This is a genomic window from Corallococcus interemptor, from assembly GCF_003668875.1.
GTDB classification, from domain to species: Bacteria; Myxococcota; Myxococcia; order Myxococcales; family Myxococcaceae; genus Corallococcus; species Corallococcus interemptor.
On the sequence record NZ_RAWM01000030.1, the window covers coordinates 22,826 to 36,895 of the forward strand.

A 14,070-nucleotide genomic window follows, 5' to 3' on the forward strand; every position below is an offset into this window, starting at 1 on the left:
TCACCCGATGGATCTGCTCGCCCCACCGGCCCGCACCCTGAACTTCGATGCCTTCTGGCGCTGGCTCCAGGAGCACACCAACTGCATCCTGCGGTGCGGCTCCCCCGACATGACGCTGTTCGACCATGACGACTTCCACTGGATGCTGATGGAGGAGGAGCGCCAGCACGTCCTCCAGCTCATCAAGGGCAAGTCCCTGGTGGGCGAGATGGTGATGGTGGGCCGCGAAATCTCCGAGGTCACCATCTCCCCGGATCCGGACGCGGATCCGCAGGCGGGCCACTTCCTGGTGGAGCTGATGGGCGGTCCCAAGGAGGACCCGCAGATCCTCTACCACTTCGTCATGGCCCACGGCATCGAGCCAGCCGCCGGCCACCAGGGCTTCAAGCACTAGCGCGCGACGCGCTCGATGGCCTCCACCGCCGCGTGGACGCCGTTGTCCCAGGCCGAGGGCCGCTCGCGGGGCCCCGCCTGGAGCAGCAGGGACAGCAGGGACGCGACCCTCGCCTCCAGCGCCCCCGGGTCCTCCACCCGCTCCGCCTCCGTCAGCCGCAGGGCCTGCCGGTCATAGAGCCGGGGCCGCGCACGGGCCACCAGCGGCGTCCCGGTGGCCCGCGCCTCCTGCACGGTGTTGTAGCCGCCCGCGCCCACCAGCACGTCCACGCCCCGCATCACCGCGAGCGCCGGCCACACCGTCAGCCCGCCGTCCTGCGGCGTGGGCACCAGCCACCGCACCGCCGCCCGTTCCTCGAAGGCCGCGCGCAGCCGCGCCGCGGTCTCCCGCGCCTGGGCCACCTCCTCCGGGCGGCCACAGCCCATCACCGCGACGAAGGGCCGCGCGTCCCCGTCATGCAGGCCCAGCTGGCGCCGGGCGTCCTCACGGGACAGACACGCGTCCGCGTCCAGGAGCAGCCACGGCGCCGTGCGCACCGCGCGCGGGTGCTGCGCGAAGGGCGCGTCCTCGCCGGGCACGACGAGCAGGTCGAACGCGTCCACGGCGCGCGCCACGTCGAAGCGCTCCACGTAGACGGGGTTCAGGTCGCGGTGCACCAGCACGCGCGGCGCGCGCACCGTGGGCAGGAGCGCCACCAGCTCTCCCGCGAGTCCTCGCGGAAACGCATCCACCACCAGCACGTCCGGCGTGGACCGCGCCAGCCACGCGCCCACCGCCGCCACGGTGGTGGCCTTGTCCGCTCGCGCGTCCACGCGGTGCACGGTGGCGCCGGGACCCAGCCATGACTCCAGGGGCAGGCCGGGAGCGAACGGGCTGTTGGTGAGCAGGTCCACCGCGTGGCCCCGGGCCACGGCGGCGCGGGCCAGCGCGGTGGCGCGCGTCAGGTGCCCCAGTCCTCCGCCCAGCGCATACAGGCGCCAGCGCTGGCGTCGCGTGGCCACGCGCTAGCTCCCGCCCAGGTCCTCCTCGAAGGAGGCGTCGTCCTCGCGCCGCACGCTCTCGCCGTCGGCCTCGGTGAAGTCGTTGCGGTCGTTGCCGGAGGAGGACGACGACGCGCCGGAGCCACGCCACGCGTCGCGGCCGTAGTAGCCGTAGTCCTCGTAGTAGTAGCTGGGGTCGTCCTCGTCGGAGGTGTCGGACGGGTCGCGATTCTCGTCGCCGTTGTCGGCGGCGCGCGCGCACGTCACGCAGACCGTCTCCGCGCCGTCGAGCGTGCGCATGTGCAGGAGGCAGATGGCCCTCTGGCAGCGCATGCACTGCGTGGTCGAGCCACGCTCACACGGGTGGGAGAAGAGGAAGCCGGAGGTCTCCTGGCACTGCGGCGTGGCGGACGGGAAGGAAGGGGACATGGCTCAGGGCGACGCAGGGGTCTGGAGGCGGAAGAGCAGGGCCATGCGCAGGGGCAGGTCCAGCGAATCGAAGCCGAGGCACGCGGCGGCCTCCGGCGGCACCGGCTGCTTGGTGGCGAGCAGCGTCTTGCCGGACGGGTCGCGCAGGGACAGCTTGCCCTCGCGCACCTTCACGTGGAGCGCCTCCGCGCCGGAAGCGCCCTTCACGGACGCGCCGCCGCCATCGGGCGCCACGGTGTAGAGCACCGCGCCCTGCGCGTCCGTGAGCTTCCACCCGGCGCCCTCGCGCGTCAGCGTGTAGCGCACCGACTTCGTCGCGTCCTTCACCTGGAACGCGTCCGGGCCGCCGGTGACATAGGCCAGCACGGTGTCATCCGGACCGGACACCTTGAGCTCGCCGCCCTTCCACTTGTAGCGGGCCAGCTCCTTGTCCTCGCCGTCCACCAGCTTGGCGCCGTCGTCCTTGGGCTTGAGCGAGAAGCGCTCGCGGTCGTCGCCGTCCTTGAACTTGAGCTTGGTGCCCGCCTCCTTCGGCTCGGCGGCGGCGGCGGCGGCGTTGGCGGGGATGGCCTGGGTTTGCGGCGCGCTGGAGGCGGGAGCGCCGCCCTCCGTGCAGGCCGAGGCCCCGAGCACCCCCAGGCCCACGAGAAACAGGACACGAAGCTTCACGGCGTGGACCTCATCTTCCCGGGCTGGCCCTGGGAGCTGGAGTGGTGGAGCACCTGATACAGGCTCAAGAGCATCATCGTCACGGTGCGCGACGCGTCCGTCTTCCGAGGATCCCGCGGCCGGGCCACCCAGTCCTCGTTCATCAGGACGCGCAGCTCCACCCGGTCCTCGGCCACGCGCAGCCGCTTCAGCCTGACGCCGGGGGGCAGCTTCACGGCGCCGCGCGCGTGGTCTTCCATCGCCGCGAGCCCGGGGTGGCGCTCCGGCTTCACCCGCAGCGCCACCGTCATCAGGCTGACCCCGCTGCGCTTGCGCCGGATCCTGGTCTTGAGCGGCGTCGTCTTCATGCGCTCGACCACCCGCACCTGGTCCACCACGGACAGGTGCAGCTGCGTGCCGTCCGCGAACCGGCCCTGCAACGACAGCCAGGGGTCGACGAAGTCCTCGCGGGTCGCCGGGCCCTGCGTCCGCGGCTGGGCGCGCTTGGCGGGGTCCACGGGCAGCGTCAGGTCCAGCGTCACGTCCACGGGCGCATCCGCCATCAGGTCCACCTGGAAGCGCTGGAGCACCGTGGCCAGCAGCTGCCGGCGCTGCGCCTCGTGCGGAGGCTCCACGACCCAATCGCCCGGCGGCCAGGACCGCTGCGCCTCGGCCTCCTGCCGGAGCATCCAGGACGCGATGAGCAGGATGCCGCCGCCAAACAACGACAGCAGGCACAGGGAGCCCAGCAGGGACGCCAGCCCCTCCTGGTCCGGGGGCAGCAGGCGCAGGACCAGGAAGAGCCCCGCGGTCGCGACGAGCAGCCCCACCCCGAAGCGCGCGGGGGTGTTCTTCCGGGGGCTCTCCGGCTCCGGCTCCGGCTCCGGAGCGGGCCTGGGCTTCGGGGACAGGGCCTCCAGCACCTCCGGCACGGTCGCGCTCACCTGGTAGCGCCGGGTCTTCTGGAAGGCTTCGGGTTCGAGCGGCACGGAAGGGAAAACCTTGTCCAGCGGGAGCGGCGGCCGAGCGTAGGAGGCGCCCTCCGGCAGGTCAAACCGGCTTCTGGCGGGCCGGCGCGGCGCCCTGCCGGCGCGAGGTGCCCAGCACCTGGTAGAGGGACAGCAGCATCATCGTCGCGGCGCGCGCGCCGTCCTGGCGCGCGGGAGGCTTCAGCCCCTGGGGCGTCCTCCCCTCGGGAGGCGCGGGCTTCGTCGTCAGGACGGTCCACTCCTGGTCCAGCACGGCGCGCATCGCCAGGCGGTCCTCCGCCACGTCCAGCCGCGACAGCGCGACGCCCGGCGGCAGCTTCGCGGCCTGCTTCGCGTTCGTCCTCAGGCCCGCCAGTCCGGGGAAGCGCTCCGGCTTCACGCGCAGCCCCACCTGGAGCAGCGTCTTGCCCTTGCGCTTGGTCTTGAGCTTCGTCTTGCCGCTGCTGCCCCGGCTGGTGCGCCTGCGCTTCTGCAGGTGCTCCACGACGGACAGGTGCAGGTGCGTGCCGTCCGCGAAGCGTCCGTGCAGGGACAGCCACGCGTCCGTGAAGTCCTCGCTGTCCCACCGGCCGCGCTTCTTCTTGCCCACGCACTTGCGCTCTTCATCCGTGCGCGCCAGGTCCAGCTTCACGTCCACGGGCGCGCTCACGTCCAGGTCCACCTGGAAGCGCTTCAGCACCGTGGCCAGGAGCCCATAGCGCCGGTTGTCCAGGTCCATGCGGCCCATGCTCGCCCGGACGATGAAGAGGACGATGCCCACCCCGAAGAAGCCCACGCCCACCAGCCACGGCAGCCCCGCCAGCGCGTCCTGCTGCCCGAACGACAGCTGCGCCACCACGGCGCTCAGGATGGCGCAGCCCGCGATGCTCAAGGCCATCAGGCTCCACGCGGTGATCCACAGCGTGCGCCGCTTGCGCTCCACCCGCGCGTCCAGTTCCGCCAACGCCTTCAGGTCCGCCAGCACCTCCGTCACCGGAGCGCGGGCTTCATAGACATACGTCTTCAGGAATTCGGAGGGGTCGAGCGCCACGGCGCGGGAGCGTAGGAGCCGCCCCCAGGCAGGTCAAACCCGCTGGCGGCGTCCGCGCGCCGCCTGCTGCTTCGCCCGCCGCCGCGCGTAGCCCAGCACCTGGTAGACCGAGAGCAGCATCATCGTCGCGGTGCGGGACGCGTCGTCCTTCTCCAGCGCCTGCTTCCAGAAGGCCGGAGTCTCCGGGTCGCCCGGCTCGCGTCCCGCCCGCGCCACCCATTCGTCGGACAGCCGGGCGCGCAGGGACAGCCGGCCCGCGGCGACGCGCACCCGCTCCAGCTCGACGCGCCGGGGCAGGCGCGTGGCGGCGGTGGCGCGGACCTTCAGCCGCTCCAGGCCGGGGTAGCGCTCCGGCTTCACGCGCACGGACACGCTCAGCCGGGCGAAGCCCTTGCGCTTGGTCTTCGTGCGCGTCTTGCCGCTGGCGCTCGTCTTGGAGCGCTCGCGCTTCTGGAGGTGCTCCGTCATGGCGATTTGCACGAACGCGCCGTCCGCGAGCCGGGCCTCCAGCTTGAACCACGGGTCCACGAAGAAGTCCGTGTTCCACCACCCCACCATGTCCTGCTTCACGCGCTTGTCGAGCACGTCCGGCGCGCGCAGGTCCAGCTTGAGCCACACCGGCGCGTCCGGGCCCAGGTCCAGCTCCAGGCGCTGGAGCAGCGCCCGCGCCAGCCCGTAGCGCCGGTTGTCCAGGTCGCGCCGCCGCAGGCCGAAGCGCCACAGGAAGAGCAGCACTCCCGCGACCACCAGCAGCAAGCCCACCGTGCCCGTGACCGCCAGCAGGTGTTCGGCCTCCTCGGAGAGCCCGTTCCTCGACTCCTGGTTGCCCACCCAGATGACATAGGCCAGCAGGGCCATCAGGCCGCCGGGACTGACGGTGAGCCAGCCGCCCCACGCCAGCGCCAGCCGCTGCTTCTCCGCGCGAGCGTCCAGCTGGGACAGGACGTCCATGTCCTCGAGCAGGTCCGGCACCGGCGCGCGGGACTGGTAGCGGAAGACCTCGTGGAAGCGGCTGACGTTGACCGGCACTGCGGTGGGCCCCCTGCGACGCCCGTCGGGCGGAAAACCACGCGCGAGCGTAGGGGCCCGCGCGGACGACGGTCAAACCGGCTCGAGGCGCCCGCGCGCCGCCTGACGCTTCGCCCGCCGCCGCGCGTAGCCCAGCACCTGGTAGAGCGAGAGCAGCATCATCGTCGCGGTGCGGGACGCGTCTTCCTTCTCCAGTGCCTCCGCTCGCTCCGCCCGCGCCACCCATTCGCCGGACAGCCGGGCACGCAGGGACAGCCGATCCGCGGCGAGCCGCACCCGCGACAGCTGGACGCGCGGGGGCAGGCGCACGGCGCCGGTGGCGCGGGTCTTGAGCTGCTCCAGGCCCGGGTAGCGCTCCGGCTTCACGCGCGCGGACACGTCCAGCACGGCGCAGCTCTTGTGCTTCCCCTTCGTCTTCCTCTGGATCCTCAGGAAGCTGACGGTCGTCCGGGTGCGCTTGCGCTTCTGGAACCGCTCCACCATGCGGATCCGCACGAAGGTGCCGTCCGCCAGCCGGGTCTCCAGGGAGAACCACGGGTCCACGAAGAACTCCGTGGACCACTCGCCCACCATGCCCTGCCCGGCGTGCTTGTCAGGCTCGTCCGGCGCGCGCAGGTCCAGCTTGAGCCGCACCGGCGCTTTCGGGGCCAGGTCCACCTGGAGGCGCTGGAGCAGCACCCGGGCCAGGTCATAGCGGCGGTTGTCCAGGTCGCGCTTGCGGAGCAAGGCACGCCACACCAGGAGGCCGATTCCCACCACGAACGCCGCACCGCCCACCCCGCCCGTGATCAGGATGGCCCCGGAGATCACGCCCAACCCCTCCGTCGGGTCCACGGCGCCTGCCCACACCTGACGGCACAGGAGGGCCAGGGCCCCGCCAAGAATCGCGGCGGTTCCCCCCGCCCGCGACAGCACGCGCCGCTGCCCTTCCGCGCGGGCATCCAGCCGGGACAGGACCTCCAGGTCCTCGAGCAGCGCCGGCACCGGCGCGCGGGCCTGATAGGTGAAGCGTTCGTGGAAGCGGCTGACGTTGACCGCCAAGGCGGTGGACTCCCTGCGATGCCCGTCGGGCGGAAGAACGCGCGTGAGCGTAGGGGGCGCCCGCCCTCCTGACCAGGGCCGGCCCGCTGGCCTGGCAGGCAGGGCGCCGGGCCGCGGGTCAAGTAGACTGGAACGGCCCTCAACGGCATCGGGCGCGAGGTGGACCTTGGACGAAGTGAGCCGGAGAGCGGCGCTGAAACTCATCGCGGCGGCGGGCATCTCTACCGTGACCGCGGGGTGTTCACGCGGTTCGGGAAAGGCAGAGGAGTCGAAGATGAGCCAGCAGCAGACGCAGCAACCGGAAGCCGTGGTCCGCGTGGATCCGCTCGGGCCGTCCCCCACCCCGTGGCGGACGCCGGATCCGTTCCTCTTCTGCGTTCACCATGACGACCGCTATCCCCAGGGCAACGAGAAGCTGGGGCCCAAGGCGTCGCTCGCGGGCCGGGACATCGGCCAGGACTTCGCGGGGCGGGACGGCTGGAACATGTACCACGGCACCGTCGTGCCGGGCTTCCCGCAGCACCCGCACCGGGGCTTCGAGACGGTGACCATCGTGCGCAACGGGCTGCTCGACCACTCGGACTCGCTGGGCGCGGCGGCGCGCTTTGGCGGGGGCGACGTGCAGTGGCTCACGGCCGGCGGCGGCATCAACCACTCGGAGATGTTCCCGCTGCTCAAGCAGGACCAGGGCAACCACATCGAGCTGTTTCAAATCTGGCTCAACCTGCCGCGCGCCAACAAGATGGTGCAGGCGCACTTCTCCATGTTGTGGAACCACGTCATCCCGCGCCACGTGGCGAAGGACGACGCGGGCCGCGCCACGGAAGTCACCGTGGTGGCGGGCAACCTGGGTGACGTGAAGGCGCCGCCTCCGCCGCCCAAGTCCTGGGCCGCGAACCCGGACGCGGACGTGGCCATCTGGACGCTGAAGATGGAGCCGGGCGCGCGCTGGACGCTGCCGGCGGCGGTGCGCGGCACGAACCGGATGCTCTACTTCTTCCTGGGCTCCGGGATGAAGGTGGGCGGCCGGGCGGTGCCGGCGCGCAACGCCATCGAGCTGCGCGCGGACGTGGACGTGGTGCTGGAGAACGGTCCGGAGACGGCGGAGCTGCTGCTGCTCCAGGGCAAGCCCATTGGCGAGCCGGTCGTGCAGTACGGCCCGTTCGTGATGAACTCGCGGCAGGAGATCCAGCAGGCCTTCGCGGACTACCAGCGCACGGGCTTCGGCGGCTGGCCCTGGCCCAGCCACGACCCGGTGCACGCGCGAGAGGAAGGACGCTTCGCGCGGCACGCGGACGGCCACGTCGAGAAGCCGGCCTGATCAGGGCTTCTTCTTCGCCTCGGCGCCCTCCCACTGGAAGCTCACGGAGGGCGCCTTGACGGCCTTGGCGTCCTTCATGAGGAAGCCCTCCTGGCGCGTGTTCGCGCGCTCCAGGGCGGGCTTCAGCGACGCGGGGATGGGCAAGAGCAGGCCCACCACGTACATGTTCCCCCGGCACATCTCCGCCGCGTAGCCCCCCCCGGTGTAGCCGCCGTTGGATTCCTCGTGGCTCACGTACGGGCCCACCACGGACAGCACGGTGAAGGACTGCGCGGCCTCCCAGCCGGACGTGTCCTGCGTGGCGTCCACGCCCTCCGTGACGCTGGCCAGGAAGTCCTTCTTGCGCGACTGGAGGCCGAAGACCTCCTTGCCGTCACGCAGCGCGCGCAGGTCCTTGGACGACATCTCGAACGTGACGTCCGTGCCGGTCACCTTCCACGTGAGAGGCTGGAACTTGGGGGCGGGCGCTGCCGCGAGCAGCGCCACCATCACCACGGAGTTCATGAGCATGAGCGCCATCCTGCCCGAACTCTTCTCCTGTTCAGTGCGTGAGCTTCTCCTCGACGGTGGAGGCAATCGTCTGGAGCCCTTCGCGGGAGCGGCCCATGGGCTTGTGAGGCAGGGTGCGCAGCCCGGCGAGGCCCATGCCCAGCGAGCCGCCCACCAGCACGCCGCCCATCCAGAGCGCGCCTTTGACGGGCCGCTTCGGCAGCGCGAGGGCCGCCGCGATGACGAGCGCGCTCACCCCCGTCATCCCCATCCACGCGCTCGCGCCCAGCAACAGCGTGCTCTTCGCGGTGTTCTTCGCGTCCTCCTTCAAGTCCTTCCGGGCGAGCTCCGCCTCCTTCGTGAGGATGCGCTTGCCCTGCGTGAGGATCGTCGACATCAGCGACGGGCGCTGCTGCGGCTGCCCGGCCTGCTGCTTCTGTTCGTCCATGGTGCGCTCCGCTGGGTTGAGGGGTCTGGAGAAAAGCTAGGACCGGGCCTTCGGACGTGAGCGGCAGGGGGGCGGGGCAAGGCACGCCCGTTCGCGCTAGAACCCCATCCCGTGGGGAACATGGGAGGCACCATGGAGCAGAAGGCACTGGCCAGGACCGGGGAACGCCGGGCGGTGGCACAGCGGGTCCTGGGGGCGGTGGGCGGAAGTCTCCTCCTCGGAGGCGCGGGCGTTGGCGTCATGGGCGCCCTCCTCACACCCTGGCTCTTCATCCCCGCGGGCGCGCTCGCCGTCAGCTCCGGCGTCCTCTTCATCGTGCGCGGAGCCCTGGGCGCGGCGAGCGCCGCACGGGCGCAGGGGGCCGGTTCCGCGCGGATCGGCCTGGGGGCGGAGATCTCCAGCTCGGCGCGCATCGAGCCCGGTGCCGTCATCGAGATGGGCGCCACCGTGCAGGCCGGCGCGGTCATCGAAAGCGGAGCCGTCATCCGCATGGGCGCCACCGTGCAGCGCGGCGCGACGGTGCAGCGGGGGGCCGTCGTCGGCTGGGGCGCCACCATCCAGGAGGGGGCGACCGTGGAGCGCGCCGCCAGCGTCGGCGCGGGGGCCACCGTCGGCCGGAACGCGCGGCTGTCCTCGGGAGGTCACCTGGGAGCCGGTGGGCACATCGCTTCGACCGAGGGCTCCTCCGGCGCGCCCCTGGAGCGGGTTCCGGACGCGGTCGCGGTGTTCCAGGAGGATGCGCGGCTGCGCGAACTGGACGAGGTCTGCGACCGGCTGGAGGCCGCCTTCCGCAAGGCGTCCCCGGCCGTGCGGGGCTTCCTCAGCGGAGGCGAGGAGTCCGTGAAGGCGCTGCGCCGCTCCTGCCACGACCTGCGGGAGCGCGAGCAGGGCCTGCGCCGCGAGGTCAGCCCGGAGCTGATGGGCCGGCTCGACGCGGAGCGCACGACGCTCTCCGCGCGCATCACGGCGTCAACGGATCCGCAGGTGCGCGCCTCGCTGCAGAGCGCCGTGGACGCCATCGATGCCCAGCGGGCGCAGCGCGAGCGGCTGGCACGCAACGCGGACCGGCTGGACGCCGAGCTCACCCGCCTGCGCTGGAGCATTGAAGGCGTGGCCACCCAGCTGGTCCAGGTCCACGGACAGAGCGGACCGACGGCCGCGCCCGCCGACGCCGAGCAGGGCCTGAGCCGCGTGCGGGAAGAGCTGGCCGCCATCAGCGAGGCGCTCGAGTCCGTCAACGAGGCGGAGCGGACGGGGCTGCGGCCGATGCAGGAGCCCATCGCGCCCCTGGACTCCCAGGAGCAGGGCACCCGGCCCTCACGCGTCCGGGGCTGAGCCGCGGGCCCGTTTGCCGCCGGGCCGCCGTCGCGGTAGCACCGGGACGTGGGCTCATCTGGAATCGTCTACGCGTCCTTCGACCGCTTCCCCGCGCCCAAGGGCGCCGCCGTGCACATCCGAGCCTTCGTGGAGGCCCTGGGCGCCGCGTTCGGCCCGGTGGACCTGGTGGCCATCGGCGATGCGCCCGGTGCTCCCCCGCCTGCCCTGGGCCCCGCCATCACCTACCACCCGCTGGGTGCCCGCGGGAAAGACCTCATCTCCCAGGCGCTGACGTTCCGCTCGCACCTGGGCGCGTGGTGGCAGGGCCGGCCGCGCGCGAAGGTCGTCCACGTCCGCTCCATCTTCGAGGGCTACCCCATCGCCCGGCGCAAGGCCGCCCTCACCGACGCGCTCGTCTACGAGGTCAACGGCCTGCCCTCCATCGAGCTCAAGTACCACCACCCCGACGTCGCCGACGACGCGGAGCTGATGCGCAAGCTCCTCGCGCAGGAGGAGACATGCCTCCACGCCGCGGACCTCCTCGTCACTCCCAGCGCCGTCACCGCCGAGCACCTGATTGCACGCGGCGCGGACCCCAAGCGCCTGCGCGTCATCCCCAACGGCGTGGACCTGGACGTGTTCCGCTACGCGCCCCCACGCCCCGCCGAAGCCGGCCGCCCGCTGCGCATGCTCTACAGCGGCACCATGACCGCGTGGCAGGGCGTGCACCACGCCATCGACGCCTGCCGCATCCTGCGCCGCGACCTGCCGGTGACGCTCACCCTCGTGGGCCCGCTGCGCAAGCACGCGCGCCGCGCGCTCCTGGACCGGTGCGGAGACCTCGTGCTCCAGGGCGCGGTGGAAATCCTCGAACCCCTGCCCCAGGAGGAGCTGGCCCGGCTGCACCACGCCTGCGACGTCGTGCTCGTGCCGCTGCCCGTGAACGACCGCAACTGCGTGCAGGGCTGCTGCCCGCTGAAGCTGCTGGAGGCCATGGCCACCGGCACGCCCGTCGTCGTCAGCGACCTGCCGGTGACGCGCGCGCTCGCGGAAGGGACCGAGGCCTACCGCATCCGCCCCGGCTCACCCAAGGCCATCGCCGAGGCCGTGAAGGACCTCGCCGCCAACCCCGCGCTCGGCGCCGCGATGAGCGCCAACGCCCGCGCCCGCGTGGAGCGGGACTTCCCGTGGGGCCGCGCGCAGGAAGCGCTCGTGAACACCTACGCGGAAGATTTGGGGATGGCGCGCGCCAGCACGCGGGACAACACCCGGGCCTCCGCGTCCGCCTGAAAGCCCGCCTCGATTCGCGCTCTCGCCGCCGTCCCCAGCGCCGCGCGCTTCGCCTCCGGCATCCCCAGCACGTCCAGGCACGCCTGCCCCAGGTGGTTGAGCAGCGCCTTCTCCACGATGAAGCCATTCACCCCGGACTCCACCGCCTCCGGGATGCCGCCCGCGTCGCTGGCGATGACCGGCCGCGCGCACGCCATCGCCTCCAGCAGCGCGTTGGGCATGCCCTCCCACAGCGACGGCTGCAAATACACATCACACAGCCGCAGGTATTTTGAGATGAGCCCCGGGGACTCCAGCGCGCCGGAGATGATGATCCGCGCCGCGTCCTCCGGATGCTCCGCCCGGTAGGCCACCAGGTGCTCGGCATCCCGCGCGCGCACCTCACCAATCACCAGCAGGCACGCGGGCCGCACGCGCCGCACCTCGGTGAGCGCGGACAGGAGGAACGGCAGCCCCTTCTTGTGGCGCAGCTCCCCGGAGAAGCCGAGCACCGCCTCGCCCGGCAGGATGCCCAACCGCTCGCGCAGGGCCGCGTCCACCGGGCCCGGTGAGAACAGCGCCGTGTCCACCGCGTTGGGGATGACCTCCACGCCTGGGTCGCGGCCCATCAGCATCGCCATCTTGCGGCCCAGGTCCGCGGACGCGGCCGTGAGCACATCCGCCCGCTGAATCGTCCAGAGCAGGCGGGCGAAGTCCCCCGGCGGGAACATCAACTGATCCACGTCATTGCCCCGCGCGCTGATGACGGACTTGAGCCCCGCGCTCTGCGCGAACACCACCGCCAGGAACCCCGGCGGATACAGGTAGTGCCCCCACACCAGGTCGTACTTGCGCCGCGCGTGCAGGTGGCCGAGCACATCGAGCGTGTGCTGCATGGACAGGTCCGCGCTGCCGAACAGTCCCAGCCGGTGCAGCGTCACGCCCTTCGCGAACGGGGACACGGCCTCCGCGTCCGGCACCGTCTCCAGCGCCCCGGGCTGCGCCGTGCGCGTCCAGGCCACCACGTCCACGCGTGCGCCCAGCCGCACGAGCGAGCCCGCGGTGCGCGCGCCGCTCCGCGCGAGCCCTCCGATGTCAGGGGGGAAGCGCTCGGCGAGGAGGAGGACGCGGGGACCGGAAGCCATGCCCTGAATCTACCCGGCCGCGCGCGCCGGCAGGCGGGGAACCGCGAGGGATGAAAGGCGGAAGGCGTCCCGTTGCAACGACCTATCCATGACGCAACCCCCGACTGAAACGCTCTCCCCGGATGCCTCCCCTTCCACCTCGGGTTCCAAGGGCCTCCTTGCCTCCCTGTGGCTGGCGGTGAAGGGCTCTACCGAGGACCTGGCCACCGGGCCCGTGGATCGCGCCTTCCTGCTCTTGTCCGTGCCCATGGTGCTGGAGATGGTGATGGAGTCCGTCTTCGCCCTGGTGGACGTGCTCTTCGTGTCGCGCCTGGGCGCGGACGCCATCGCCACCGTGGGCCTCACCGAGTCCATGCTCACGCTCCTGCAGACCCTGCCGCTGGGTCTGTCCATCGGCGCCACCGCGCTCATCGCGCGCCGCATCGGGCAGAAGGACCCGGAGCGCGCCTCCAGCGCCGCCGTGCAGGCCCTGGGCCTGGGGCTCGCGCTGTCCGTGCCGCTGGCCTTCGCGGGCAGCTTCTTCGCGCGGCCGCTGCTCACGGCCCTGGGCGCCGCGCCCGGCGTGATTGAGCATGGCGCCGGCTACACGCGGCTGATGCTGGCCAGCTTCCCCATCATCACGCTCCTGTTCCTCATCAGCGCCATCCTGCGCGGCGCGGGGGACGCGGCCACGTCCATGCGCGCGCTGTGGCTGGCCAACTCCGTGAACATCGTGCTCGCGCCGCTGTTCATCTTCGGCCTGGGCCCCGTGCCCGCGATGGGCGTCACCGGCGCCGCGCTGGCCACCACCGTGGGCCGCTCCACCGGCGTGCTGTATCAGGTGTACCGCCTGCTCAAGGGCAGCGGACGTCTGGAGTTGCACCGCCGCCACCTGCGCGTGGAGCTGCCCACGCTGCGCTCGCTGCTGAAGCTGTCGGGAGGCGCCACGCTCCAGTCGCTGCTGGGCATGTCCAGCTGGCTGGTGCTGATGCGCATCGTGGCCACCTTCGGCAGCACGGCGCTGGCGGGCTACACGCTGGCCATGCGCATCCTGCTCTTCGTGCAGCAGCCGTCGTGGGGCCTCTCCCACGCGGCGGGCACGCTGGTGGGCCAGAGCCTGGGCGCGGGCGACACCGACCGCGCGGAGAAGGCCGCGTGGCGCGCCAGCTTCTATACGCTCGCGTTCCTGGGTGTGGTGGCGGTGGGCCTCTGGCTCTTCGCGGAGCCGCTCATCCACCGCTTCACCACGGACCCGGAAGTGGGCCTGCACGCCGCGCGCTGCCTGCGCATCGTCAGCTGCAGCCTGGCCCTCTACGCCTTCGTCACCGTGCTGCCCCACGCCTTCAACGGCGCGGGGGACACCACCACCCCCACCGTGGTGAACGCCCTCTTCTCCTGGGGCCTCCAGCTGCCGCTGGCGTGGGTCCTCTCCCATCCGCTGGGCCTGGGGCCGGCGGGTGCGTTCATCGCCATCGCCGTCACCTACGGGGCGCTGGGCCTGGCGAGCGCCGCCCTCTTCCGCCGCGGCGGCTGGAAGCTGCGACACGTCTGAGGCCGTCCTC

The 14,070-nt window shown here is 72.3% G+C and carries 15 protein-coding genes; 5 read left to right on the forward strand and 10 right to left on the reverse strand.

What is annotated here, in order from left to right:
• Positions 1-7 precede the first annotated feature (7 nt).
• Complete coding sequence (locus D7X96_RS13895; RefSeq protein WP_120550846.1) at positions 8-394, forward strand: serine/threonine protein kinase; 387 nt, start codon at positions 8-10, stop codon at positions 392-394.
• On the opposite strand, the gene D7X96_RS13900 is transcribed toward D7X96_RS13895, so the two are convergent.
• The 7 genes from D7X96_RS13900 to D7X96_RS13930 all read right to left on the reverse strand — a co-directional run bounded on the left by D7X96_RS13900 (position 391) and on the right by D7X96_RS13930 (position 6,540).
• Positions 391-1,395 carry a hypothetical protein gene (locus D7X96_RS13900; RefSeq protein ID WP_121769923.1) on the reverse strand — a complete coding sequence of 335 codons (1,005 nt, stop codon included), beginning with the start codon at positions 1,393-1,395 and terminating at the stop codon, positions 391-393. The two genes, D7X96_RS13895 and D7X96_RS13900, sit on opposite strands and share 4 nt — an antisense overlap.
• A 3-nt stretch (positions 1,396-1,398) precedes the next feature.
• Positions 1,399-1,803 (reverse strand): hypothetical protein, encoded by a 405-nt coding sequence (locus D7X96_RS13905; protein WP_120550844.1) that lies wholly within the window; start codon positions 1,801-1,803, stop codon positions 1,399-1,401.
• A 3-nt stretch (positions 1,804-1,806) separates the two neighbouring features.
• Positions 1,807-2,472, reverse strand: a complete 666-nt coding sequence (locus tag D7X96_RS13910; RefSeq protein ID WP_121722492.1) for a hypothetical protein — start codon at positions 2,470-2,472, stop codon at positions 1,807-1,809.
• The gene (locus D7X96_RS13915; RefSeq protein WP_121769924.1) at positions 2,469-3,440 is read right to left on the reverse strand and encodes a hypothetical protein; all 972 of its coding nucleotides are present in this window, start codon (positions 3,438-3,440) and stop codon (positions 2,469-2,471) included. The genes D7X96_RS13910 and D7X96_RS13915 overlap by 4 nt, the downstream gene beginning before the upstream one ends.
• Before the next feature lie 61 nt (positions 3,441-3,501).
• Entirely contained in the window at positions 3,502-4,470 is a 969-nt protein-coding gene (locus D7X96_RS13920; RefSeq protein WP_120550841.1) for a hypothetical protein, read from the reverse strand.
• A gap of 33 nt (positions 4,471-4,503) precedes the next feature.
• Positions 4,504-5,499: a hypothetical protein gene (locus D7X96_RS13925; protein ID WP_121769925.1), complete on the reverse strand. Its 996-nt coding sequence runs from the start codon at positions 5,497-5,499 to the stop codon at positions 4,504-4,506.
• 72 nt (positions 5,500-5,571) lie between these two features.
• Complete coding sequence (locus D7X96_RS13930; protein WP_121769926.1) at positions 5,572-6,540, reverse strand: hypothetical protein; 969 nt, start codon at positions 6,538-6,540, stop codon at positions 5,572-5,574.
• Positions 6,541-6,814: 274 nt separating this feature from the next.
• Between D7X96_RS13930 and D7X96_RS13935 the strand changes: the two genes are divergently transcribed.
• Positions 6,815-7,861 carry a pirin family protein gene (locus tag D7X96_RS13935; RefSeq protein WP_120550838.1) on the forward strand — a complete coding sequence of 349 codons (1,047 nt, stop codon included), beginning with the start codon at positions 6,815-6,817 and terminating at the stop codon, positions 7,859-7,861.
• Here the strand turns inward: D7X96_RS13935 and D7X96_RS13940 are convergent, their stop codons facing one another.
• Both D7X96_RS13940 and D7X96_RS13945 read right to left on the reverse strand, forming a co-directional pair.
• Positions 7,862-8,371, reverse strand: a complete 510-nt coding sequence (locus D7X96_RS13940; protein ID WP_244219577.1) for a hypothetical protein — start codon at positions 8,369-8,371, stop codon at positions 7,862-7,864.
• Positions 8,372-8,402: 31 nt separating this feature from the next.
• On the reverse strand, positions 8,403-8,798 hold the full coding sequence (locus D7X96_RS13945; protein ID WP_121769928.1) for a phage holin family protein: 396 nt from the start codon (positions 8,796-8,798) through the stop codon (positions 8,403-8,405).
• A gap of 240 nt (positions 8,799-9,038) precedes the next feature.
• On the opposite strand from D7X96_RS13945, the gene D7X96_RS13950 reads away from it, so the two are divergent.
• Together D7X96_RS13950 and D7X96_RS13955 are read left to right on the forward strand one after the other, a co-directional pair.
• Positions 9,039-10,133, forward strand: coding sequence for a hypothetical protein (locus tag D7X96_RS13950; protein ID WP_120549725.1), 1,095 nt, complete (start codon positions 9,039-9,041; stop codon positions 10,131-10,133).
• A 48-nt stretch (positions 10,134-10,181) separates the two neighbouring features.
• Positions 10,182-11,405, forward strand: coding sequence for a glycosyltransferase family 4 protein (locus tag D7X96_RS13955; RefSeq protein WP_121769930.1), 1,224 nt, complete (start codon positions 10,182-10,184; stop codon positions 11,403-11,405).
• Here D7X96_RS13955 and D7X96_RS13960 read toward each other — a convergent pair.
• Entirely contained in the window at positions 11,336-12,529 is a 1,194-nt protein-coding gene (locus D7X96_RS13960; protein WP_121769931.1) for a glycosyltransferase, read from the reverse strand. The genes D7X96_RS13955 and D7X96_RS13960 overlap by 70 nt on opposite strands.
• 88 nt (positions 12,530-12,617) lie before the next feature.
• On the opposite strand from D7X96_RS13960, the gene D7X96_RS13965 reads away from it, so the two are divergent.
• Entirely contained in the window at positions 12,618-14,060 is a 1,443-nt protein-coding gene (locus D7X96_RS13965) for an MATE family efflux transporter (RefSeq protein WP_121769932.1), read from the forward strand.
• The last annotated feature ends 10 nt before the right edge of the window (positions 14,061-14,070 follow it).